Source organism: Microcoleus sp. CZ3-B2, assembly GCF_036705055.1.
Classification (GTDB): Bacteria; Cyanobacteriota; Cyanobacteriia; order Cyanobacteriales; family Microcoleaceae; genus Microcoleus.
In genome coordinates, this window is record NZ_JAUBTN010000042.1 from 1 (window position 1) to 21,528 (window position 21,528).

A 21,528-nucleotide genomic window follows, 5' to 3' on the forward strand; every position below is an offset into this window, starting at 1 on the left:
TTAGTCATTAGTCATTAGTCATTAGTCATTAGTCATTAGTCATTAGTCATTAGTCATTAGTCATTAGTCATTGGTTAGTTAACCGTAGGGTACAGGGCCTAAGAGCACTTGACACCGGATGTTGCGGGTGCAATGCCCGGTGCACCTTGCTAATTACCAATTACCAATTACCCATTACTTCTAACTAATGACCAATGACTAATGACTCTTTACCCCTTCCCCAAATAGCTATTTAACTTTTCCCTAAATACGCCTTGCAAACAGTTTTCAGGTGCGTCACCACCCTTAAATTTCCCAGAAAAAACCACAATCTAATAGCGACGCACCTGACAAATAGGATTCGTGAAAACCCTCCGCTGCATCTCGCCCAATACTAATGATTGTTGCAAGATTTCTGGGAAACGATATTAAGACTGTTGAATCAATAGAATTAGTTGGTAAGAATTCTCCCTCTAGGGGAACCGTACTTTTGAGCTATTGCATCCACTTTCATTTCTTGTTGTTGAATTCTTTGGTGGTATTTGTTGGTTGCATAATCTTCATCATGATAACCAGTTACTCCTGGCCATATACTTCCAACTGTTTCCAAAGACTCGGCGATCGCTAACATCATGTTGGTCAAACTAGGAAACCATAAAGAGTCACCATCTTCGTCTTGTCGTATCACAGGTGAGTTTGCAACCTGTGTTTCAGAACCAGCAATGGCTAGACAACCATACTCATAGGAAACAAATGGGAGATACTTTGAATCGTTAACACATGAAGAATAATATCTTTCTGCCTCCTCAATAGATAGCCAATGAATTAAGTCACTTGCGTTTCCTAAAAATCTCTCCAGCGCACAGGAATATGTCGGATTACTGTATGAACCATCGGAATCATGCGTCATACCTACAGGTGCGCCGGCCCACTGATAAAATTCATATACTTCATCAGATAGCTGAAGTGGGAAAAAACAGAGTTCTCTTTCAATTTCTTCTCTGCGTCTATCTGGCTTGCTGAGATGACAGTAAATACTGATTCGCTCAAGAGCTTCGGTCATCATAGACATAGTTTCTTCCTCCCGAATTAACTTAAAAATGCTGCTATTATCTTGTCAAAATAACACAGAATTATCATTACATAAGCGGAGACGACTTAATAGCAGATTACCAATTCCCAATCCCCAATTCCCAATCCCCAATTCCCAATCCCTCCGCTTCGCTCCGCCCAATTCCCATATTTAACTTTCCCCTAAATAGGCCTTGCGAACAGTTTCATTTGACTGCAAATCGCTAGCAGTACCGGCAACTACAACCTCACCAGTTTGAATGACATAGCCGCGGTGAGCTACACTTAAAGCCATCCGGGCGTTTTGTTCTACCAATAAAATAGTAGTTCCGCCCGCATTAATATCGCGGACGATCGCAAAAATTTGACTCACCAACATCGGAGCCAAGCCCATACTCGGCTCATCCAATAATAACAAACGGGGGCGCGACATCAAAGCACGGGCGATCGACAGCATTTGCTGTTCCCCCCCGCTGAGAGTTCCCCCTTTTTGACTAATTCTTTCTCGCAGACGCGGAAATAAATTTAAAACTTTTTCCATATCAGACTTGATACCGAGAGTATCGTTGCGGAGATAAGCCCCCATTTCCAGGTTTTCTTGTACCGTCATGCGCCCAAAAATCAGCCGCCCTTCCGGGCTTTGAGAAATTCCCAAACGGACGATCGCCTCTGTAGAAAGCGACTCCAAAGGCTTTCCCTCAAACAGTAAAGTACCTTGGCGCGGGCGCAGCAGCCCTTGAATCGTGCGGAGAGTGGTAGTTTTCCCCGCCCCGTTGCTACCGATTAATGTCACAACTTCTCCCTGCGAGACAGTTAGCGATACCCCTTTGAGAGCGTGAATATTTCCGTAATAGGTGTGAATGTCTTTAATTTCTAGCATAATTGCTCTTTCTACCTTATCCTTTGTTATATCGTCCCGACTAAGTATAAAATTTTATTGCATTTATTTAAAATTAACCTTTTCTATAGTAAACCAGAGCATCTCGCGAACTTAAAATTATCTGTGCCAATCAGTGTTTATCTGCCTTAAATTTGCGGTTGACCGACTAATTGTATTAACCGTGAACATCATCTTCTTTTCCTAAATATGCCTCAATCACGCGAGGATCGGCGCGAACTTCTGCCGGAGTTCCCTCAGCAATTTTAGTACCGTACTCCATCACACTAACGCGATCGCTAATTCCCATCACCACCTTCATATCGTGTTCAATCAGCAAAATGCTCAAATCTAACTCATCGCGAATCAAGTAAATAAACCGAGTTAGATCGGCCGTTTCATTCGGGTTCATTCCCGCCGTCGGTTCGTCCAAAAGTAACACTTTCGGATCGGAAGCCAAGGCCCTGGCAATTTCCAATCTCCGCTGGTCGCCGTAGGAAAGGTTTTTTGCCAACTCCAGCGCTTTAGAAGCACCTAAACCGACAAAATCCAGCATAGTCAGCGCTTTTATTTTAGCTTCCCGTTCCTCCACTATCGCAGTCGGCGGGCGGAGGATTGCACCCAACAAACCTGTTTTCATTCTGCTGTGCCTGCCTACCAAAACATTATCCAGCACAGTCATATTGTTAAACAAGCGGATATTTTGAAAAGTTCTAGCAATGCCGAAACTTGTCAGGCGATCGGGAGGCAAACCCGTGATATTCTTATTTTGGAGGAGCAAGTTACCGGCAGTAGGTTTGTAGATACCCGTCAGCATATTAAAAAAAGTGGTTTTACCCGCACCGTTGGGGCCGATCAAACTGGCGATCGAGCCTTTTTCTAAGGTTAAACTAACCTGGTTGACTGCTGTCAAACCGCCGAATTTCATGGTAAGTTGCTGTGCTTCTAATAATGACATTTTGGTTTTATTCCTAATATTTTATATTGAAGTGTGAGATTTCACGCAGGCTTCTGAATCAACTTGGGAGATTGTCAGACATATTCTCTAATGTACAAACAAAATAGAACTTAAAAAGATTAGATTCGAGGGAACGGCGAGGGCGATATTGTACGTGCAAATCTGCCGTCGAAAAGTTCTCAATAAGTTTGAGATTGAGTTCGTCAGCCAAAGTTTCGATATTATCAAAACCAGTAATCCACGGTGCATACATACTTTCGTATCGATCTATGTAATCATTGATATCTTGGTAGCCCGTGGTTCTCAAAATCACCCGCTCTGACATATAATCAAAGGACAATCGAAAACTCTTCACATTGTCACGAATTTGTTCCAACGTCAATATTACATCTTTTTTGGCAAGCAAGGTTGTGTTGCCTTCCCACAAAAAATATATCGGGCGCTCGAAATCTACTTCACTCTCTTTCAGTAAAGCTATTAAACCATCTTTGATGTAATCTCCGGGAATGTAGCGAACATTGGCGCTAATTTTATTGGCTTTGAGAGTTTCTTCTTTTAATTCAAGAGTGTCGCGCTCGTCTATTTCAAAATAAGTGACTTTTTCTCCATTGATTCTGGCAGGGCGAGTGTCTAAACCAGAACCTAAAATAACTACTTGCTTGCAACCTCCTAAAATTTGATTTGACAAAACGTCATCAAAATACTTAGTTCGCAACTTAATCATTTCTTTAGCAGCGGGAGAGTTTTGAGAAATTTTGGCCGCTATTTTTTTTGTTGCCTCATTCAGCCATATTTTTACGACATTATCAGTGTAAAGAGGAATAGTTTCTTGATTTTCTTCCGCTCTAAATTCGGCAACGATAACAGCAGTACCAGTTACATTGTTCATGGCTAATTTTTCAGCTTTACTATTGACTTCTGGCATCTGCTAAAGATTCATTACTCGCTTCACTATCTGAATGCAATTCAGCTTGGTGGAGCTTGTCGGGAATCAGCCCCTCGGGCCGCACGACCATCATCACAACGAGTGTTAAACCAAAGAGAAATAAACGCATTTGAATCGGGTCTAAACTGGTGGCGAGAAAGTCTGCTAACTGGGGAATTGCAATTCTGGGAAGTACAAAAGTATTCAGGAAACCTTTGAGGACTTCGGCTAGTTGGGGTAGATAAAGCCGATCGGCAGACATGATAATGATAGCGCCTAAAATCACCCCGGTCATGTTGCCCAAACCGCCTAAAATCACCATACACAGGATGATGACCGACACCGAGAAGTCGAAGACGCTGGGAAAAATTGCGCTGATATAGGCGGCGTAAAACGCGCCTGCAAACCCCGAAAATGTGGCTCCCATCGCAAAAGCCGAAAGTTTGGTTTTGACCAGGTTAATGCCCATCGCACTAGCCGCTAATTCATCTTCGCGCATGGCATTCCATGCCCGTCCCAAGCGGGAATCTCGCAGCCGCGAAATCATGAAGTAAGCGAAGACGACGAGCAGTAAAATTAGGTAGTACCAGGGAAAGTAGTTGCCGGTGCTGAATGTGCCGATGATGGGGAGAGATGGACGCCCGATCGGGTTGATGCCTGCTTCGCCGCCGGTGAGGTTAAAAGGTCGATCGCACCCAACCAGACACAGCACCAATTCCGGCTTGCCCAAAATTGAAGCCACAATCTTCGAGATTGGTTCGTCGATCCGAATGTCGGTTAAATTCCGAAATATCACGGGGATAATTTCGCCAAAACCGAGGGTAACAATTGCCAAATAATCGCCCTTGAGTCGCAGGGTGGGAATACCCAGGATAACGCCCGCTATTCCAGCTACACCGGCGGCGATCGGCAAAACCACCCAAAAATTCCAAGCAATATTTACTTGTCCAGAAGATAGCAAAGCCGTCGTGTAAGCGCCGATCGCAAAAAACGCCGCATATCCCAAATCCAACAACCCCGCAAAACCCACAGTAATATTCAAACCCAGCGCCAACATAATAAAGATTTGAATCTGTACTACCGTAGCAATCCAGCCAGTTTGAGCTTCGAGGTCGATAAACGGAAACAGAATTAGAATAAAAGCTAATGTCACCAGAGTCGCCAGCCGTTGACGTTGCGGCGGTAAACCTTGCAAAGCACCCATTAACGAAGCTGTCAAAATTGCGATCGCCAAACTGCAAATTCCGTACAGCAAAGTAGTAGGTAAAGCCACAGCAGATTGACCGGAAAAAGGTCTAACTAAAACCCCTTCTAGTACGCTAGCAACCAACAGCCAAACGCCCAAACCCAAACCCGCAAAACAGCCAACTGTTGCGCCAATTTTTGGGTTTTGAACTTTCTGATCTTGACAACTCATGAAGCCGCCCGCCGTGCCCATCAGCCACCCGATGACCGTGCCGCTCCAACCGCCGAATAACACAACAGTCAAAAAGGCGATCGCCCCTAAAATACCAGTCGATTTAATTGCTTTGATTATTTTATTTGACATAAAAAGAAGTCATTAGTCAGTGGTCATTAGTCATTAGTCAGTAGTCAGTGGTCATTAGTCATTAGTCATTAGTCAGTAGTCATTAGTCAGTAGTCAGTAGTCAGTAGTCAGTGGTCATTAGTCAGTAGTCAGTAGTCAGTAGTCATTAGTCATTAGTCAGTAGTCATTAGTCAGTAGTCATTAGTCATTAGTCAGTAGTCATTAGTCATTAGTCAGTAGTCATTAGTCATTAGTCAGTAGTCATTAGTCATTAGTCATTAGTCATTAGTCAGTAGTCATTAGTCAGTAGTTAGATCAAAGAATGCTAGGAATCGCAGTTATATATGCGACTGATGCGGGCAGTGCCAACTTCTGCCTCAATCAATGCGATCGAGTGCTTGTCGTGGAAACTGTCATCAGGCTAGCTACAGTTTAAAGTCTTTTGAGTTCGATTGTTGCACCAAAAGCGACGAAAATTCAAATATACTGGAACTGTTACCGAAACACACTTCAAACGGGCGATCGCGATATGGTACAAGCTCCTCAAAAAACGGTAGTCTTGCAATATCAGGGTTTTGATGGTCTGTCAACCGTTTCATCCCCGAATCATCATTCTCTGCGGGACTACCCGAATTTAATTATCTACCCATCGTTACCAGGCAGAGCCTAGGAACCAGTTAAATTTTTGAGCTGGGTGAAACCAGGGAATATTTAATTCGATCGCGATCGCACTTTTTAGGCGATCGCAAATCCCGTATGTTTGCGTACTTCCGGCGAATGAAACGCCAAAACAATGCAGTTTTCAGGAACACCACCCTCCAGTAATTCATCAGTAATCCCGTCTTCAATACCATCATAATGAATCCAGAGTTTGCCGTTCCGAATTTCAACGTGAACGAGGCAGTAGTGAAGTCGCTTTTGGCCCTTCCAGCCTTCACTCATCAATAAAAAATCATTTCGGTCTTCGCTGACAATGACTTTATTATTAATCTGGGCATATCTGTAAGGTAGGCTGGCATAGTACGACAGAGTTTTATAAATCAACTCGCGGTATTCATCTAGTTTATCCATCTGGTAATAACCTCCTGAATCCTATCGACAACGATAATTTTCATTACTCCATCTACGAGAACAACTTGCACAATATCTGCACCAATTTCCAGAAGCAGATCCTAGAGCTTTTTCGTCATAAACACGCTATTTGGGTCATCAATGTAGTCAGCAAAAGATCCTCGGTACTCGAACCCATATCGTGTGTACAAGGCTCGTGCCGAGGCGAACTCAGGAAAAGCCCCTGTTTCCAAATTCAGGCGATCGTAAGCACGCCGTTCGGCTTCTTTGATGATGTGTTCAAGAATCTTTGAGGCGACACCCCTACGGCGGTGAGTATTGGCGGTACGCATTGATTTGACTTCACCACTTCTTGCATCTAGTTCTTTCAATGCCCCGCATCCGAGTAATTCATCGCCCTCCCAAGCTGTCCAGAAAGTAATATCGGGCGATCGCAATGCCTCTAAATCAAGAGCATGAACGCTTCCAGGCGGGGTAATCTCATGCATATTTTCGAGATGTTCCCGGAGTAAGTCAGCGATCTTTTTACCTGTTAGGTCATCTTCGCGAATTTCCAATTGACTCATCTCCTTAATTTGCTGGGGAATTATACTCTATAAGGGTTCACAGAATCCCGCATTCTGCCTGATAATGCAGATCCGGAGGCTCTGCCTCCAATTTTACCAAGCGAGGCAGAGCAAGAGTGATATCGGTTCCCAGGCAGAGCCTAGGAACCATTTAAAGTATCTTTTGCCATTATTTCAACCCTGCACATTCAAACCTTCTCCTGAACATTCTCGCCCAACAAACCCCCTGGCCGAAAAGCCAAAATCACCACCAAAACCCCAAACACCCAAGCATTAGTCCAGCGGCTCGACAAATACTGATCGCTCAAAGACGAAAGCACCCCAATCAAAACCCCTCCTAACATCGCCCCCACAATATTGCCAATCCCCCCCAAAACCGCCGCCGTAAAAGCCCTCAAACCCGCCGTAAAACCCATCGTAAAAACAATAGTATTATTGTACAAACCAACCAAAAGTCCAGCAGAACCAGCCAAAGCCCCACCAATCAAAAAAGTTAGAGCAATAATCTGATCCACATTAATCCCCATAATCTTAGCAGCATCGCGGCTTTGAGCCGTTGCCCGCATCGCCTTTCCCAGACGAGTGTACTGCACAAACACATGAAGCAAAACCATCAATACAACCGCCACCACCAACACAATTAAATCCTTAGTGGTAAACACAATACTGGTTTCAATTCCCAAAAATTTGAGAATATCAACTCTGGGCAACAAATCGGGAAAACTTTTCGGAGCAGCCGAATTAGAACCCATCACCGGAATAAAAGCTTTTAAACCTCCCCAAAACAACCCCATATTTTGGAAAATGAAAGAAACCCCGATCGCCGAAATTAAAGGAGCCAAACGCGGAGCATTCCTCAAAGGCCGATAAGCGTACTTTTCCACAACAATATTCAGCCCCGCACAAAACGCCGAACATACAACTAAAGCAACTAACATCACCGGTATAGCAACAGCTAAAGGTGCGCCGTCTTCAATGCCAAAAGCCCCGAACACGGTGAGGGCAGCAAAAGCACCCAACATATACAAATCGCCGTGAGCAAAATTGATTAATTCAATAATGCCGTAAACCATCGTATAACCCAAAGCAATAATCGCAATCAGCGCGCCGTTGACAAGACCAACTAATAATTGTTGAATCAAAACTTCAGGGCTGCTGGCTATTTCCCCAATAATTTTGGGCAAGTCAAATCCGGCGATCGGCCCTAACAACAAAACTATATAAGCTACACCTAGATATAAGAGAATACTTTTCCAGTTTTTCATAATTATTCGTAATTGGGCATTGAAAATTGGGCATTAGGAACATTCATTCTACTTGTTTCTAGGTAGATATTATAAACGCGGATTCAGAGGCTCTACCTCATTTTTTATAATAGAAAATCGAGGCGATTTTCCTGCTATAAAAGTGAGGCAGAGCCTCTAGATATCAGTTCCCAGGCTCTGCCTGGGAACCAGTTAAAACCACTAATGACTGAGGACTAATGACTGAGGACTAATGACTGAGGACTAATGACTGAGGACTAATGACTGAGGACTAATTATTCCGTTTTGAGGGCGCTCACAAACTCCCACTTACCATCTTTAACAACATTTCCTGACATTGTAGTCAAACTCGTGTCGCCGTTGGTGTCAAAACTCCAAGTGCCGAGTACCCCGTTAAAATCCTTAGTTGCCAAGACAGCATCGCGGATCGCAGCGCGGTCATTTTTGCAGACTTTGTTAATTGCGCCGATCGCCACTTTAGCAGCTTCATAGGCGTAAGCTGCATAAGCTTCCGGTTCAGCATTATATTTTGCCTTGTAACTTTCGTACCACTTCGCGCCCTCACCAGTCAATTCTTTAGGAGGCAAGCCGCCAAAAGTAGCATAAACACCCTCGGCATCTTTGCCTCCGGCATCAATTAAAGCTTGCTCTTTAATGCCGTCGGGCCCCATGAACTTAACTGCATCAGCGGCCATCCCGACATTTCTCATGTCTTTAATTATTTGTCCGGCGTTGCTCTGAGTAGTGCCGCCAAAGTAAATCATGTCTGGATTTAAAGCTTTGATTTTATTCATTAACGCCTTGTAGTCGCTAGCTTTAATATCAATTCCCTCCCGGCCTAGGACTTGAATTCCCAACTTTTTAGCCGTTGCTTCAAAAACGTCAGCGATACCTTTCCCGTAAAGTTCTTGGTCGTCGAGAATGAAGACTTTTTGCACTCCTAAAGATTTTGCCCAGTTTCCCGCAACAGCCCCTTGAAGGTCATCAGCAGGGACAACGCGGGTGAAATTGCGAGTGCCTGCAGGATAATAAACGTTGGGTTCTTTGGGTTCGCCTTTTCCTGGTTTAGTCAGTCCCGGATAGGTGTTTGCCGGACTGATCATGACGATGTTAGCTTGGTTGAGCACGGGAATGGAAAGTTTGGCTGCACCGGAGTTGTAGTGACCGATAGCGGCAACTACCGAACCGTCAGCGACTATTTTGTTAGAGTTGGACGTTACCTGTGCCGGGTCCCATTTGCCGGCGGCGGCGGTGGCGTCATCGAGCACTTCGTATTCGATTTTGATTTTGCCGTCGCAAGCTTTGGAGTCAGTTTCGGCTAGTGCTTGTTTGATGCCGTTGACCATTGTTTGAGATTGACCCAAGGCGCTGCCTGTCATGGGGAGCATGGAGACAATTTTGACAGTATTTGGGTCTTTGGGGGCGTTGACTGCGACGGTAGAGGCTGCTGGAGTCGCTCCGGGAGTTGTGGCGTTTGGTGCTTGAGGATTTTGGCAGCTAGCGCACAGGGAGGCTATGCCGGCGGCGAGGAGTATTGTCCGCAATCGGGCCGCGCCCGGATTCTGGGTTGAGTTGGTTGTTGAGTGTGTGGCACTGTTGCCCCCTGATTTCTGGGAAAAGTTCATAGGTTGGTTTGTTTGTTGCTTGCGTCTTTGCATATTTTCACTCTGTCAGTCTGTAAGTCAAGAGTTAGCACAAGTTTAAAAAATTTGTGTCAACTCTCAAAGATACACTGCTGCCACAAGAAGCTCGGGAATTGGGTCATATCTGATTCAATTACCTGCTAAGATTTTTGAGTATTTATTGACAATGCTTGAACTGCAACGATAGAAATAGCATCATCACTAATACTTGACATAATATTACTTGCGCCATCTGCATCCTGTCACTACGTCAATGTCGGCGATATCCAAAATTTAGATTTTAAAAATGGCTTATTCGCCTGGGTATGCTTGGTATTCTGCGATCGCAGTTTGGATTTCCTCAGCGGAGACGTTTGCTTGTTCTGATTTCGAGTAAATCAGGTGTAAAACAACCTGAGTCGGTGATTCAACTTGATAAATCAAACGATAACCACCGCTCTTACCAACTTGAGCATCACTGTTTTTAGCCCGGACTTTGTAAACGGTGTATTGGGTGCCTGCAATCTGGTTTCCGATGAAGTTTCCTTGGATAATCTGATCGAGCACGGGCTGAACATCCGTTTGAATTTGACGATACTTTTTAGCAAGTCCCTTGAGGCGACATTTGAAGAGTGCGGTGAATTTGAGTTGGACTGGCAGATCAGACATTGATGCCGTCCCAGAGTTCCTCGATGGGGAAAGTTTGTCCAGCTTTGGCTTGGTGGAAGGAGGCTTTCAGGTCAACGAGGATTTGGTCGTTGGAATCGGTGTCTGAATCAAAATCTGAGTCAAAATCTGGGGCGAGATCGGTTTGTGTCCGACTGGTCAAAAATTCCAGGAATGTCAGGGTTTGCTCTAAAATCGATTCAGGAGTTCGATCGATCGCTTCTAGAAGGCGTTGTTTAATCGGCGACATAAGATGACCTCTAAATCTAGCTCCTCCGATCTTATCAATAATTCTATTGCGTGTTTCCTATTGATAACCTGCTCGATCGCCCGCGATGCACGACTTGTCACAACTAACGATGCTCTTTCGTCTTATCTATAAATACCTCACAGGCTTCAACAGGAGGTTCCTAGATGAGAATTTTTGTTGCAGGTGCAACGGGGGCGATCGGTCGTCCGCTGCTCGCCCAATTGCACAGCGCAGGACATGATGTAGTGGCGTTAACCCGCACTCCCGAAAAAGCACGGATTTTAGCTGAACAAGGTGTGGAACCGGCGATTGCAGATGTCTTCGATGCAGATGCTGTCAAAGCTGCTGTCATTCGCGCTCAACCGTTCGCTGTAATCGAACAACTCACCTCTCTGCCTAAAACCTACACCCCTGAGACAATGCAGGCGGCAGCACAACTGAACGATCGCATCCGTCTCAAAGGGGGCGCTAATGTCCTAGCGGCAGCGCAAGCGGCTGGTGTGCGTCGTTACATCAGGCAGTCGATCGCATTTTGGGCGATTCCCGGTACAGGATTGGCAGACGAAGAAACACCGTTAGCCTTAGATGCCTCGCCCGCAGTTGCAGACGGAACCCGCACCCTGAATGAGATTGAACATCCCTTACTAGGGAACCCCAATCTAGAAGGAATTATCCTGCGTTACGGCTTCTTCTACGGGCCCGGCACTTGGTACGCAACCGATGGAGACGTTGCCGAACAGGTGCGGCAGCAACAATTCCCGATCGTCGGAAATGGCGATGGGCTATGGTCTTGGGTTCACATTGAGGATGCGGTCTTCGCGACGGTGGCGGCAGTCGATCGGGGAAATCCCGGTATTTACTTAATTGCGGACGATCGACCCTTAGAGGTGCGCCTGTGGCTTTCTGCTTATGCCCAGTGGCTCAATGCTCCACCGCCACCGCAGGTATCAGTTGAGGATGCTCTGCGAATCAGCGGTGCAGATGCTGTCTACTATGGCACCCAGATACGAGGTGTCTCCAATGCCAAGGCAAAACGCGAACTAAATTTTCAGCCTCGATCGTTGGAATGGCTTGTTAAAACTGCCGTAGAAGAGGGCCAACTGAGAATTTAATCTCGATCGAGCTAACACTAGGAGTTGTCTAAAAAGCTTTCTAATCAGGGAGAAAGAAGATGAAACTTGCTCAATATGGAACAACGATCGCGGTCATCCATGCGATCGCCAACGGACTGCATGGTTTAGCGCATCTGGAAATCCCAATTCCCCTCTCTCTGCTTCAGAGTTTGTTTGTGGGTATTGTGATTGTTCTGATTCCCATCATTGCAGCCGTTTTGCTTTGGACGCAGTTCTACCGCATTGGTATCTGGCTCTTGCTCAGTTCAATAGCAGGATCGTTCCTGTTTGGGTTCTACAATCATTTCATCGCGATTAGTCCAGATCATGTGTCTCAAGTTGCATTTGAAGGCTGGGGTTTGCTGTTCCAAGTCACAGCCATCGTGATATTAATTGTGGATGGATTAGGAACTGGAATTGGCTTGTGGGCCTTGAGAACTATTCAGCAAAAAGAGCAGGGGGCTTTATGAGTTCTCTGGATGACTTTAACCATCATCGTCCGTTGCTGTTCTCGATCGCCTACCGAATGCTCGGCACTGTCACAGATGCCGAAGATATGGTACAAGAAACCTTCCTGCGCTGGCAACAGACGGCAAGCGAAACCGTGCGATCGGCAAAGACTTATCTAGCAACTATCATCACGCGCCTCTGTATCGATCATTTGCGATCGGCGCGTGTCCAACGAGAACAATACGTCGGTACCTGGCTACCAGAACCGATGTTAACGCCACAATCTGAAAATACAACCGATATCATGGAATTAGCAGACTCGCTCTCGATCGCATTTTTAACTGTAATGGAGCGTTTATCTCCGATCGAACGGGCAGTATTTCTACTCCGCGATGTCTTTGACTACGACTATGACGAAATTGCTCAGATGGTTGGCAAGAGTTCCACTAACTGTCGCCAAATCCTGCGGCGGGCGAAGCAGCATCTTGCCGACCAACGTCCTCGTTTCCCAGTTTCCAGGCTGCAGCAAGAGCAGATTACAGCCCAATTTTTAGATGCCTCCACCAAGGGCGATTTGCAAGAATTGTTGCTGTTACTGGCGAAGGATGTGACGTTTTGTTCAGATGGTGGAGGCAAAGTGATTGCAGCCATCAAGCCGATACAGGGCGCAATGAAAGTAGCTCGAATGCTATTGGCTATTCGTCGCAAATGGATGCTTAATGCTGTATCTAGCTTAGCCGAGATTAACGGACAACCAGGCATGATTCAATATCTGGATGGCCACATTCACAGTGTGATGACGTTTGAGATTGTCAATGGCTATATCCAGTCTATTTACAGTGTGCGGAATCCAGAAAAGCTAGAGCGGATTTGCCAGGATATATCTTTGGAGTAATAGCCTAAAACTAGCGGTTTCAACCCCCAAATTATCTATGAAAACACTACTGAAAAAATCCGTATTACTGCTTGCTCTACCAATCTGTGTGTTAGCTAATTTTTCCTTGCCTGCATCTGCTGATTCTACTGCTGACCTCATACTCAGTATGAAATGCCAGGGTGGTTACAACATCAATCTTTGGAAAAAGAAGGCTTCAGGTGAACTGCTCTATCGCTCGATTAGTTCCAAGGGTAATTTAAGTTTGGGCGGAGGTACTAGCAAAGCGACAGAAGGGGTTCGAGTCTATAAGTTTCGGAAGGGTAATTATGAATATTGGGTGTGGGATGGCACGTTGGACAGTCAGCAGTCGGGAACTTTAGAAGTGTATAAAAACAACCGTATCTTGATGCAGCAATCTTGTAGGAAAAGTTGAATTCTCTAGCCTGACTAAGTTAATCGATTACATACAACGAAGCAGGAGAATGTTATGACGAACTATGACTACATTGTGATTGGTGCAGGTTCGGCAGGCTGCGTTGTCGCCAACCGTTTGACAGAAGACAGTGAAACAACTGTGTTGTTGCTCGAAGCTGGCAACCCGGATACTAAACCGGAGATTCAAATCCCGGCAGAATGCTTCAACTTACTAGGCTCCGAGGTAGACTGGGCATACTTCACAGAACCCGAACCTTACCTCAATAACCGCAAAATCTTTCACCCTCGCGGGAAAGTCTTGGGTGGGAGTAGTTCGATTAATTTCATGCTTTATGTCCGAGGTAATCCTCATGATTACGATCGCTGGCAAGAATTGGGTAATCCCGGTTGGAGTTACCAAGATATATTGCCATATTTCAAGAAATCTGAAAACCAGCAACGAGGTGCTTCCGAATACCACGGTGTTGATGGCGAGTTGAGTGTTACGGATCTAATTTCCCCGGCACCGATATCTCAAAGATTTGTAGAAGTATCTGTAGCAATGGGATATCAAAACAATCCTGATTTCAACGGGATACAGCAAGAAGGTGCGGGACTTTATCAGATGACCATTAAAGATGGTAAGCGGCACAGTGCTGCAGCAGCATTCCTGGTGCCAATTCTCGATCGCCCCAATTTAACAACGACGACAGCAGCGTTGGTGACTCGATTGTTGTTTGAGGGAACCCGCACCGTTGGAGTGGAATATATGCACGAGGGAACACTGCACCAAGTTAGGGTTAACCGGGAAGTGATTTTAAGTGCTGGCGCCTTCGATTCGCCTAAGCTGCTGATGCTTTCGGGCATTGGTAATCAAGAATACCTGGAATCATTGGGTATTTCTGTAGTAGTCGATTTGCCTGGTGTCGGTCAAAACCTCCAAGATCATCCTCTCATTCCTGTGGTACACCTGGCAACTCAGGATTTACACCCTGCAATCACCAGTAGTATCGTTGAAGCCGGATTGTTTTTGCATAGCGAGGGTAATCAGGATGCTGCGCCTGATTTACAGTTGATCTTCAGCCCTGTTGTGTTGACATTCCCTCCTAGTTCTGATTCGGGATTCACTGGTTTAGTATGTTTGATCCATCCTGAGAGTATTGGTAGTGTATCTTTACGATCGCCCGATCCGAAAGATGCACCAATGATTCGGATGAACTATCTCCAAAGTGAATCTGATATGCAAAAGGTGGTTGCAGGAATTAAATTACTCCGCAAAGTGTTTCAGACAAGTGCCTTTGATGAGTTTCGGGGTGATGAAGTCGCTCCCGGTGCCGGTGTTAACAGCGATGAAGCCCTCGAAGCCTACATCCGGGAAACGTGCGGTACGGTGTTTCATCCTGTCGGCACCTGCAAAATGGGAACTGACTCAATGGCGGTTGTAGACTCCGAATTACGGGTACATGGAGTTGAGGGATTGCGTGTGGTAGATGCGTCAATCATGCCAACAATCACCACAGGAAATACGAATGGGCCGATAATTGCGATCGGCGAAAAAGCAGCAGATTTAATTAAAGCCGCAGGTTGCGTTTCACAGCAAGTACGTTTAGCAATGGAAAATTAACAGGGAGTGCGATCGATTAAATAGCCTTGACTATTTTTTTTCAATTATGAGCTAGCTCATAGCAGTTGTTGATAAAAACTGTCAGAATAAAGGTAGTTCAAGGTTAGGAGGGGAGCGATATGACTCTCACAAAAGCAAACATAACCGCATTAAAAGTAGACACTCTCGCCAAACTCTATTTGGAAAGTAAGCCAGCCGAAATTTCAGATCAAAGCATCGCCCAACTCTGTGATTGGCTAATGGGTGAGTTCCAGCAATTGCCTTTAAATCTACAATTTTCAGATTATATGCGTTACGAAAACGCAGAAGAAATGTTTGCAGATATCAAACAAGGGCAACTTTGGGTATCTGCTGAAAGTTACGATTCTTCGGTTTATCCCAATCCCATTTACGGGTTTATTTTTCAGGGAATGCACGATTACGACCACTACTTGACGGATAGTGACTTCAGTTTGGAAGGGGAAATCGTGGCTTACAAATTCACTGCAAAACGTGCACCGAGTTTAGACATCCAAAAGATTCTCTATTCCGAAATTGTGCTGCGCTCGGCTGCCTATCTTTATTTAGGACATAGGGCTGCTCCTAAAATAGTTTTTCCCTAATTAATTATATAGGTAAAAGAGAATGCAGGAATGTCCTTGTCTGAGCCATTGTTGCGGCACATTCACAAACAAAAAATTTGCTGGTTTTGTCCCAAATGTCGGGTAATGATGCCAGCTATTTCCGAAGTAAAAGTTACTTCAAATATTAGGATCAGAATGTCAATCAGACCTGGGATGTTACAATTAAAAGAGGTTAGCTACAAGATTGGAGGTTAGCTCGCGGATGGTTGAGTTGCAATCAGATTTAGAATATGTGGTGAACGATCGCCTAAAAGTCTCTCTAGATGCGATCGCCCAAAAACCAAAAATGTGCGATCGCCTCATTGCAACAGTTCACAAATATCAACTAGACTGCGAAATTAAATCTGAATCCTTTTTGTCCTTGGAGCGATCGACACTAAAATCTTCATAGTACGATCGCTCAGTATTCACATCCCACAAATCGTGCTTTTCCCCCAGAATATTTCTCGCCGCCAGCAACCCCGTCAGCATAGAATGGTCTTGATTGTTGTATCGGTGCATACCGTTTCGCCCGATCGTCTGCAAATTCTCAATACCCTTCACAAAACCTTCAAGTACCTGCAAATGTCCGCGATATTCCCCATCATAAACTGGATAAGCTTTAAGTTGCCGTATGACAACTCCATCTTCAACCTCAGCAGTTGTTGCTAACCCCAAACCAACCAACTCGCGAGTTGCTAATTCCACAAGTTCAGCGTCCGACATTTCCCAAATCTCGTCGCCTACACTACAGAAATATTCCATTCCCAAACAACTTTTGCTGACATCGGGAACTAAAGCGGCGCTCCAATTCTTAAAGTTTTGAATTCGTCCCACTTTGACTTCGGGAGAGTGAATGTAAATCCAGTTGTCAGGAAACAAATCCTTGCGATCGACAATCAGCGCTACAATCAAAAAATCTCGATATTTGAGCGATCGCGCCGCGTGCAACACCTCTTCTGGCGGCTGCGGTTTTAGCCTCGCTATCAGCGCCGATATCGGCATACTCGTAATAAAATTATCCGCCGAATATTGAACTAATTCTCCGTTTTGCTCCGCAGTAATACTTTTAATCTTATTACCTTCGCACTCAAAGCTAATCGCCTTAGTATCGAGATAAACTTTCCCATCTTTATTTTCCACAGCTTCCGCGAACTTTTCCCACATCATCCCCGGCCCCAAAGCCGGATAATCAAATTCTTTGATTAATGTTTTAGTATCGTTGCTGCCAAACAAAGCATTAATAATTGCTGTCGTCAGCGACAATCCTTTGATCCGCTGCGCCGCCCAATCTGCTTGAATTTCCGAACAAGGAATGCCCCAAACTTTTTCAGTGTAAGTCTTAAAAAATGTTTTATACAAGCGTTCGCCAAAACGATTGATCACCCATTGTTCAAAAGTTGTTTCTTCCGCCAGCGGCCAAATTCTAACTTTCACATAGCTCAAAATAATTAGCGTACTCTCAATTATGCCCAAATTAAACAGAGTATTGAAGGCACTGATCGGATAGTTAAAAAATTTACCTCGATAAAAAATTCTGGACAATCGCGGCACTTTAATAAACTCATTTCCCAGTACCTCTTGCCACAACTGCTGCACGGCTTCAACTTTAGTATAAAAGCGGTGGCCGCCAATGTCGAAACGATAGCCTTTGTAGGTTTCGGTGCGAGCTATTCCCCCAACTTTATCACCTTTTTCTAGTACAACAGGGATGATACCTTGTTTGACGAGCTCGTAGGCAGCAGTCAAGCCCGCAGGGCCTGCACCGACGATCGCAACCGGATAATGTTTCACTCAGCCTACCTCCAGCTTTTTTATCGAACTATACCATTATTTATAACTTCTAAAATAGATAGATGCACCCGTGAATACCCCGATCAACTATCGATCGATCTGATGTTGAAGCGTAATTGGCATTGATTGATTCAGCGGTACCGGCAAGCTAACCTTCGCAGTCAAGGGCTTTTTTTGGGACAAATGGCGAGCCGTGCCGATCGCAAATGCCAGTCCGCTGTAAAAATAGAAAAGCCAGTGCCAAGGAATTGTTTTTAGAGCAAATATGAGACCGTGTTTTTGCTGAAAAAATCGATAAAGCGGTGCATTAATTGCTACCAGTGGCACAGCTACAAACGGCACAGCTAGCAAGCAGTTCAGCGACCAACAGGTTCCCAAAACCAGAAGCAGCATTGCATAAGTTAAAATCACGCTGAGCCGGTTCGACACTTGCAAGTTGAGGTCGTTATTTAATTGGCGATCGCGCCAAATCAGTTCCGTCCAAGGCAGCGCTCGGTAAAAAAAGTCAGCTTTCACCATCCCCATCGCCTCCCAGCGCTTTAAGTGCTTCACCTGCAATGTTTTGCACAGCCGAATTTGATGACCGGCTTGTTTCAAACGGTAGCCGAATTCAATATCCTCGATCGAAGCTTGGCGGTAATTCTCATTAAAGCCACCCATCTGCAAAAAAATTTCCCGGCGAATCACTCCGCAAGCTCCCCAAAAAGTCGAAGCTTCTTCGTTACCGGTTTGGTGCACGTAGTGGTGCAGCAAGTTCCTGTACTGCGACAGAAAATCTGGATCTCCAGGAGCATCGTCGTAGGAGCCGATGAAAGCAGTCAAGTGGGGATTATTTTTGAACACCGATATCGCATAACCCACCGCTTCAGGACAAACAGCCACATCAGCATCCACAAAAAACAGAATATCTCCCTTCGCAGCTTGCGCTCCCAAATTTCTCGCTCGGGCTGGGCCCCCGCATTCAGGAATTCTAATTAATTTTGCCCCGAATTCCTTTGCAAGTCGCCAAGAACCGTCGCTTTCGCCATCTGCTACTACAATAATCTCGATCGGTCTGGGCACAGCTTGAGCCAGTTTTGACAAACAGGTGCGGAAGTAAGAACCCCCGTTGTGGACTGGGATAATCACGGATACAGTCGGGTCAGCGGTAGAAATCATCACCTAAATAACTTAAATTACACGGGCCAAAATTTGCTTTAATTTTAATGCTGTTATCTTACAAACAGTAAAACCAGCTCTACTTTTTTGTTTATAACTCGATCTCTATTTATATTCAACTATATTTTTTACTGGTATTCTCGATCGCATTTTTTCCCGTTGATGCCTGTATTCTAAGTCATTTTTTCCTGAGACTCAGGTGATGCAGACAGCAGCTTTACGAAATCTTTAAATATGTCATTGTTTTTGTAAACTTTAGAAAAAGCCCCCCAGCGATTGTCTCTGACAGCCTTCCACCACACAAGAATTTGATTTTATCAACAGTATAAAGTATAAAATACAACATCAATCATACTGAGAGCAGTCTGCTGTCAGTCGATCGGGGCATTGAAGATTTACTTGCAGCATTCGATCGGGATTCCCGAACAAAAGTCTATAATTTGCGGTCATCCACGACAAAAGTACGCTGCGCGGCATCAGTTTTTGGGCGGGGTAAGGACTTGACTAATACAGTTTATTTAACAGAGCTCATCCGCAAGGGACTCACACACCAAGTCTGTGTCCCCACCGCTGTAGCAATGCACATTTTATAAATTTTGGCAATATATTTAAAACATACATCGTAATTTTTTTAACGGTGTACGATCGACCTGGAGTAATTTGCTAACATACCCTTAACTTGCTCCCTGCGAGCCAAAATTTTTACACAAACCAGTTTTTATATTACATGAACACATCCTACCACAATTTCAATCCGCCATTAGTTTCAGTCATCATACCAGCTTACAACGCCGAAAAATTTATTGTTAAAACACTAGAATCTGTTTTATCTCAAACCTATCAAAACATAGAAATTTTAATAGTAGACGACGGCTCTACAGATACAACACCCGAAATCGTCAAATCTTTTGCCCAAAAAGACAGCCGAATAATCTTATTGCAGCAGTCAAATACCGGAGTCGCCGCCGCACGCAACCTAGCAATAGAAAAATCCCAAGGCGAATACATTGCACCCATCGATGCCGACGATATTTGGTATCCGCAAAACCTAGAAAAACAAATAGAATGCTTAACCAAATCAGAACCCACTGTCGGAGTTGTCTATTCCTGGTCAGTTGACATCAACGAACAAGACTTACTCACAGGCGGATTTTACAACTCCACTATCGCCGGAGAAGTTTACCAAGCATTAGTTTATAAATATTTTATCGGCAATGCCAGCTCATCCCTAATCCGCCGCGCTTGCTTTAAAAAAATCGGCGGTTACAACTGCAAATTAAAAGCAGAAAACGCTCAAGGCTGCGAAGACTGGGAACTACACCTCCGCATAGCCGAACATTATCAATTCAAAGTAGTGCCAGAATATTTAGTTGGCTACCGCCAGATTTCCAGCAGTATGTCTTGCAACTATGCAGCAATGGCAAAAAGTCATTCTTTAATTATGGCAAATGTCCGGCAGCAACATCCCGAAATTCCTAGCAACATTTATCGCTGGTCTAGCAGTAATTTCTACATTTATTTAGCAGTAAAAAGCAACCGCAGCGGCAATCATCGCAGTACATTATTTTGGCTTGCTCAAGCTTTTAAAGAAGATTTATTTATGTCACTATTGCGTCACAATCTGTACTTGCTGTCAATAACTAGCCTCTTAAAAATTAGAGTCTCACCGCCCGCTGAATCGGGCTTAAAAATAAAAACAACATCAGAATCGACTGAAGATACGACACTTGCGACGATTGAGACGCGGACGAAAGTTCACAGAATGCTGCCGTCACAGGTGTATGAAAGAATGCGGTTTAATAGTTTAATAAAATGATAGACATCAACTTTATTTGTCTAGTGCGGATTGCGGATTTTACCAGGCATCAACTTTATTTGCCTAGTGCATTTATTACCTTTTTTTACTGCTAAAATAATCGCGTCATATCAATTCCGGTTGCACTCATACATGATGTTAACAGTCAACAGTCAACAGTGAATTTACTATTCCGATCCTAACGGATTTGAGATCAAGCGAATTCGTAAAGAATCAATCAAATCATGTTTAGTCAACCAATCTTTCACTTCAGGAGTTAAAAGACTCAAAGTAGCACCCTCATTAGCAGCAATTCTGAGAAAATTCAGCACTGCTTCAGGGACTTCATCAGCATCCAGTCTATCCCAGCATTGCTTCAATTGCTCAATTAGCCGATCGACTTTCTCAAAATCCTCAAAGCTTTCGGGAATTGAGTTAGACCCCTGAATTTGCAACTCTAAATATCTAATTCGTTGAATAGTTGGCTTAAATGCCGAAACTTTATCCAGCACCTTCAGGAATTCCTTATTCGTGTTCGGCATCTTTTCAGTTCGGTACAACCTCCAAGCGTGACTCAATTGCTCTCTCAGAGCATTTTGTAATTGATTTACCTTAGAGTTGAAACTATTTTTGTTGTTAAAATTTTGATTGTCGATAATCCACTCAGGATCTTCCTGAAATCTTGCTTCAACATTAGCAATTAATTCTAGCAAACTGTCTGCTTTTTGAGTTAAATCAAAATTGACAATTTCTCTTTGGCGAAAAGCTCTCAAAGATTGCACAAGAGGTATAGTTTTAGCGACAGCTTGCTCGATTTGGTTTTGTCTAGATTGAAACGCTTGAAAATTCTCTGCATACTTCCGAAGATTAATTATCTTTTGAGACAACTCACTCAGTTGATGGGAGTTTTGTAATACCATATTG

22 protein-coding genes are annotated in these 21,528 nt (G+C 44.4%); 7 read left to right on the forward strand and 15 right to left on the reverse strand.

Annotated elements, in window-relative coordinates; genetic code table 11:
• Window positions 1-430: 430 nt before the first annotated feature.
• The 11 genes from QUA97_RS18495 to QUA97_RS18545 form a co-directional block, all read right to left on the reverse strand.
• On the reverse strand, window positions 431-1,051 hold the full coding sequence (locus QUA97_RS18495) for a hypothetical protein (RefSeq protein ID WP_333195510.1): 621 nt from the start codon (window positions 1,049-1,051) through the stop codon (window positions 431-433).
• 171 nt (window positions 1,052-1,222) lie between these two features.
• Window positions 1,223-1,930 carry an ABC transporter ATP-binding protein gene (locus QUA97_RS18500; RefSeq protein ID WP_194067801.1) on the reverse strand — a complete coding sequence of 236 codons (708 nt, stop codon included), beginning with the start codon at window positions 1,928-1,930 and terminating at the stop codon, window positions 1,223-1,225.
• 175 nt (window positions 1,931-2,105) lie between these two features.
• Complete coding sequence (locus QUA97_RS18505) at window positions 2,106-2,885, reverse strand: ABC transporter ATP-binding protein (protein ID WP_194067800.1); 780 nt, start codon at window positions 2,883-2,885, stop codon at window positions 2,106-2,108.
• Window positions 2,886-2,943: 58 nt separating this feature from the next.
• Window positions 2,944-3,774, reverse strand: coding sequence for a class I SAM-dependent methyltransferase (locus tag QUA97_RS18510; RefSeq protein WP_333195511.1), 831 nt, complete (start codon window positions 3,772-3,774; stop codon window positions 2,944-2,946).
• 19 nt (window positions 3,775-3,793) lie between these two features.
• Window positions 3,794-5,359, reverse strand: coding sequence for a branched-chain amino acid ABC transporter permease (locus QUA97_RS18515; protein WP_333195512.1), 1,566 nt, complete (start codon window positions 5,357-5,359; stop codon window positions 3,794-3,796).
• 714 nt (window positions 5,360-6,073) lie between these two features.
• Entirely contained in the window at window positions 6,074-6,409 is a 336-nt protein-coding gene (locus QUA97_RS18520) for a XisI protein (protein ID WP_333195513.1), read from the reverse strand.
• A gap of 101 nt (window positions 6,410-6,510) precedes the next feature.
• Window positions 6,511-6,975: a GNAT family N-acetyltransferase gene (locus tag QUA97_RS18525; protein WP_333195514.1), complete on the reverse strand. Its 465-nt coding sequence runs from the start codon at window positions 6,973-6,975 to the stop codon at window positions 6,511-6,513.
• A gap of 188 nt (window positions 6,976-7,163) precedes the next feature.
• Window positions 7,164-8,240, reverse strand: coding sequence for a branched-chain amino acid ABC transporter permease (locus tag QUA97_RS18530; protein ID WP_333195515.1), 1,077 nt, complete (start codon window positions 8,238-8,240; stop codon window positions 7,164-7,166).
• A 275-nt stretch (window positions 8,241-8,515) separates the two neighbouring features.
• On the reverse strand, window positions 8,516-9,865 hold the full coding sequence (locus tag QUA97_RS18535) for a branched-chain amino acid ABC transporter substrate-binding protein (protein ID WP_333195516.1): 1,350 nt from the start codon (window positions 9,863-9,865) through the stop codon (window positions 8,516-8,518).
• A gap of 309 nt (window positions 9,866-10,174) precedes the next feature.
• Window positions 10,175-10,531, reverse strand: a complete 357-nt coding sequence (locus QUA97_RS18540; protein WP_333195517.1) for a type II toxin-antitoxin system RelE family toxin — start codon at window positions 10,529-10,531, stop codon at window positions 10,175-10,177.
• Window positions 10,524-10,778 (reverse strand): hypothetical protein, encoded by a 255-nt coding sequence (locus QUA97_RS18545; RefSeq protein ID WP_194067793.1) that lies wholly within the window; start codon window positions 10,776-10,778, stop codon window positions 10,524-10,526. Before QUA97_RS18545 ends, QUA97_RS18540 begins: the two co-directional genes overlap by 8 nt.
• Window positions 10,779-10,942: 164 nt before the next feature.
• Between QUA97_RS18545 and QUA97_RS18550 the strand changes: the two genes are divergently transcribed.
• The 6 genes from QUA97_RS18550 to QUA97_RS18575 all read left to right on the forward strand — a co-directional run bounded on the left by QUA97_RS18550 (window position 10,943) and on the right by QUA97_RS18575 (window position 15,857).
• Window positions 10,943-11,890: an NAD-dependent epimerase/dehydratase family protein gene (locus QUA97_RS18550; RefSeq protein ID WP_333195519.1), complete on the forward strand. Its 948-nt coding sequence runs from the start codon at window positions 10,943-10,945 to the stop codon at window positions 11,888-11,890.
• Between the two features lie 59 nt (window positions 11,891-11,949).
• On the forward strand, window positions 11,950-12,360 hold the full coding sequence (locus QUA97_RS18555; protein ID WP_194067791.1) for a hypothetical protein: 411 nt from the start codon (window positions 11,950-11,952) through the stop codon (window positions 12,358-12,360).
• A complete protein-coding gene (locus QUA97_RS18560; protein WP_194067790.1) occupies window positions 12,357-13,235 on the forward strand; it encodes an RNA polymerase sigma-70 factor in 879 nt (292 codons plus the stop codon). Before QUA97_RS18555 ends, QUA97_RS18560 begins: the two co-directional genes overlap by 4 nt.
• Window positions 13,236-13,272: 37 nt before the next feature.
• A complete protein-coding gene (locus QUA97_RS18565; RefSeq protein ID WP_333195521.1) occupies window positions 13,273-13,650 on the forward strand; it encodes a hypothetical protein in 378 nt (125 codons plus the stop codon).
• A gap of 54 nt (window positions 13,651-13,704) precedes the next feature.
• Complete coding sequence (locus tag QUA97_RS18570; RefSeq protein ID WP_333195523.1) at window positions 13,705-15,255, forward strand: GMC family oxidoreductase; 1,551 nt, start codon at window positions 13,705-13,707, stop codon at window positions 15,253-15,255.
• Window positions 15,256-15,374: 119 nt separating this feature from the next.
• Entirely contained in the window at window positions 15,375-15,857 is a 483-nt protein-coding gene (locus QUA97_RS18575) for a transposase (protein ID WP_333195524.1), read from the forward strand.
• 342 nt (window positions 15,858-16,199) lie between these two features.
• On the opposite strand, the gene QUA97_RS18580 is transcribed toward QUA97_RS18575, so the two are convergent.
• The 3 genes from QUA97_RS18580 to QUA97_RS18590 all read right to left on the reverse strand — a co-directional run bounded on the left by QUA97_RS18580 (window position 16,200) and on the right by QUA97_RS18590 (window position 19,286).
• On the reverse strand, window positions 16,200-17,651 hold the full coding sequence (locus QUA97_RS18580; protein WP_333195526.1) for an NAD(P)/FAD-dependent oxidoreductase: 1,452 nt from the start codon (window positions 17,649-17,651) through the stop codon (window positions 16,200-16,202).
• 87 nt (window positions 17,652-17,738) lie between these two features.
• On the reverse strand, window positions 17,739-18,809 hold the full coding sequence (locus tag QUA97_RS18585; RefSeq protein WP_194067804.1) for a glycosyltransferase family 2 protein: 1,071 nt from the start codon (window positions 18,807-18,809) through the stop codon (window positions 17,739-17,741).
• Window positions 18,810-19,154: 345 nt separating this feature from the next.
• The gene (locus QUA97_RS18590) at window positions 19,155-19,286 is read right to left on the reverse strand and encodes a hypothetical protein (protein WP_255515871.1); all 132 of its coding nucleotides are present in this window, start codon (window positions 19,284-19,286) and stop codon (window positions 19,155-19,157) included.
• Window positions 19,287-19,536: 250 nt separating this feature from the next.
• On the opposite strand from QUA97_RS18590, the gene QUA97_RS18595 reads away from it, so the two are divergent.
• Window positions 19,537-20,625 carry a glycosyltransferase family 2 protein gene (locus QUA97_RS18595; protein WP_333195527.1) on the forward strand — a complete coding sequence of 363 codons (1,089 nt, stop codon included), beginning with the start codon at window positions 19,537-19,539 and terminating at the stop codon, window positions 20,623-20,625.
• A gap of 167 nt (window positions 20,626-20,792) precedes the next feature.
• Here QUA97_RS18595 and QUA97_RS18600 read toward each other — a convergent pair whose 3' ends face one another.
• Window positions 20,793-21,524 (reverse strand): hypothetical protein, encoded by a 732-nt coding sequence (locus QUA97_RS18600; protein ID WP_333195528.1) that lies wholly within the window; start codon window positions 21,522-21,524, stop codon window positions 20,793-20,795.
• Window positions 21,525-21,528: the final 4 nt, after the last annotated feature.

Excerpts from the sequence above, each read along its gene's own strand:
- QUA97_RS18495 (WP_333195510.1), bottom strand. The coding sequence starts at position 1,051 with ATGTCTATGATGACCGAAGCTCTTGAGCGAATCAGTATTTACTGTCAT.
- QUA97_RS18500 (WP_194067801.1), bottom strand. The coding sequence starts at position 1,930 with ATGCTAGAAATTAAAGACATTCACACCTATTACGGAAATATTCACGCT.
- QUA97_RS18505 (WP_194067800.1), bottom strand. The coding sequence starts at position 2,885 with ATGTCATTATTAGAAGCACAGCAACTTACCATGAAATTCGGCGGTTTG.
- QUA97_RS18510 (WP_333195511.1), bottom strand. The coding sequence starts at position 3,774 with ATGAACAATGTAACTGGTACTGCTGTTATCGTTGCCGAATTTAGAGCG.
- QUA97_RS18515 (WP_333195512.1), bottom strand. The coding sequence starts at position 5,359 with ATGTCAAATAAAATAATCAAAGCAATTAAATCGACTGGTATTTTAGGG.
- QUA97_RS18520 (WP_333195513.1), bottom strand. The coding sequence starts at position 6,409 with ATGGATAAACTAGATGAATACCGCGAGTTGATTTATAAAACTCTGTCG.
- QUA97_RS18525 (WP_333195514.1), bottom strand. The coding sequence starts at position 6,975 with ATGAGTCAATTGGAAATTCGCGAAGATGACCTAACAGGTAAAAAGATC.
- QUA97_RS18530 (WP_333195515.1), bottom strand. The coding sequence starts at position 8,240 with ATGAAAAACTGGAAAAGTATTCTCTTATATCTAGGTGTAGCTTATATA.
- QUA97_RS18535 (WP_333195516.1), bottom strand. The coding sequence starts at position 9,865 with ATGAACTTTTCCCAGAAATCAGGGGGCAACAGTGCCACACACTCAACA.
- QUA97_RS18540 (WP_333195517.1), bottom strand. The coding sequence starts at position 10,531 with ATGTCTGATCTGCCAGTCCAACTCAAATTCACCGCACTCTTCAAATGT.
- QUA97_RS18545 (WP_194067793.1), bottom strand. The coding sequence starts at position 10,778 with ATGTCGCCGATTAAACAACGCCTTCTAGAAGCGATCGATCGAACTCCT.
- QUA97_RS18550 (WP_333195519.1), top strand. The coding sequence starts at position 10,943 with ATGAGAATTTTTGTTGCAGGTGCAACGGGGGCGATCGGTCGTCCGCTG.
- QUA97_RS18555 (WP_194067791.1), top strand. The coding sequence starts at position 11,950 with ATGAAACTTGCTCAATATGGAACAACGATCGCGGTCATCCATGCGATC.
- QUA97_RS18560 (WP_194067790.1), top strand. The coding sequence starts at position 12,357 with ATGAGTTCTCTGGATGACTTTAACCATCATCGTCCGTTGCTGTTCTCG.
- QUA97_RS18565 (WP_333195521.1), top strand. The coding sequence starts at position 13,273 with ATGAAAACACTACTGAAAAAATCCGTATTACTGCTTGCTCTACCAATC.
- QUA97_RS18570 (WP_333195523.1), top strand. The coding sequence starts at position 13,705 with ATGACGAACTATGACTACATTGTGATTGGTGCAGGTTCGGCAGGCTGC.
- QUA97_RS18575 (WP_333195524.1), top strand. The coding sequence starts at position 15,375 with ATGACTCTCACAAAAGCAAACATAACCGCATTAAAAGTAGACACTCTC.
- QUA97_RS18585 (WP_194067804.1), bottom strand. The coding sequence starts at position 18,809 with ATGATTTCTACCGCTGACCCGACTGTATCCGTGATTATCCCAGTCCAC.
- QUA97_RS18590 (WP_255515871.1), bottom strand. The coding sequence starts at position 19,286 with ATGCCGCGCAGCGTACTTTTGTCGTGGATGACCGCAAATTATAGACTT.
- QUA97_RS18595 (WP_333195527.1), top strand. The coding sequence starts at position 19,537 with ATGAACACATCCTACCACAATTTCAATCCGCCATTAGTTTCAGTCATC.
- QUA97_RS18600 (WP_333195528.1), bottom strand. The coding sequence starts at position 21,524 with ATGGTATTACAAAACTCCCATCAACTGAGTGAGTTGTCTCAAAAGATA.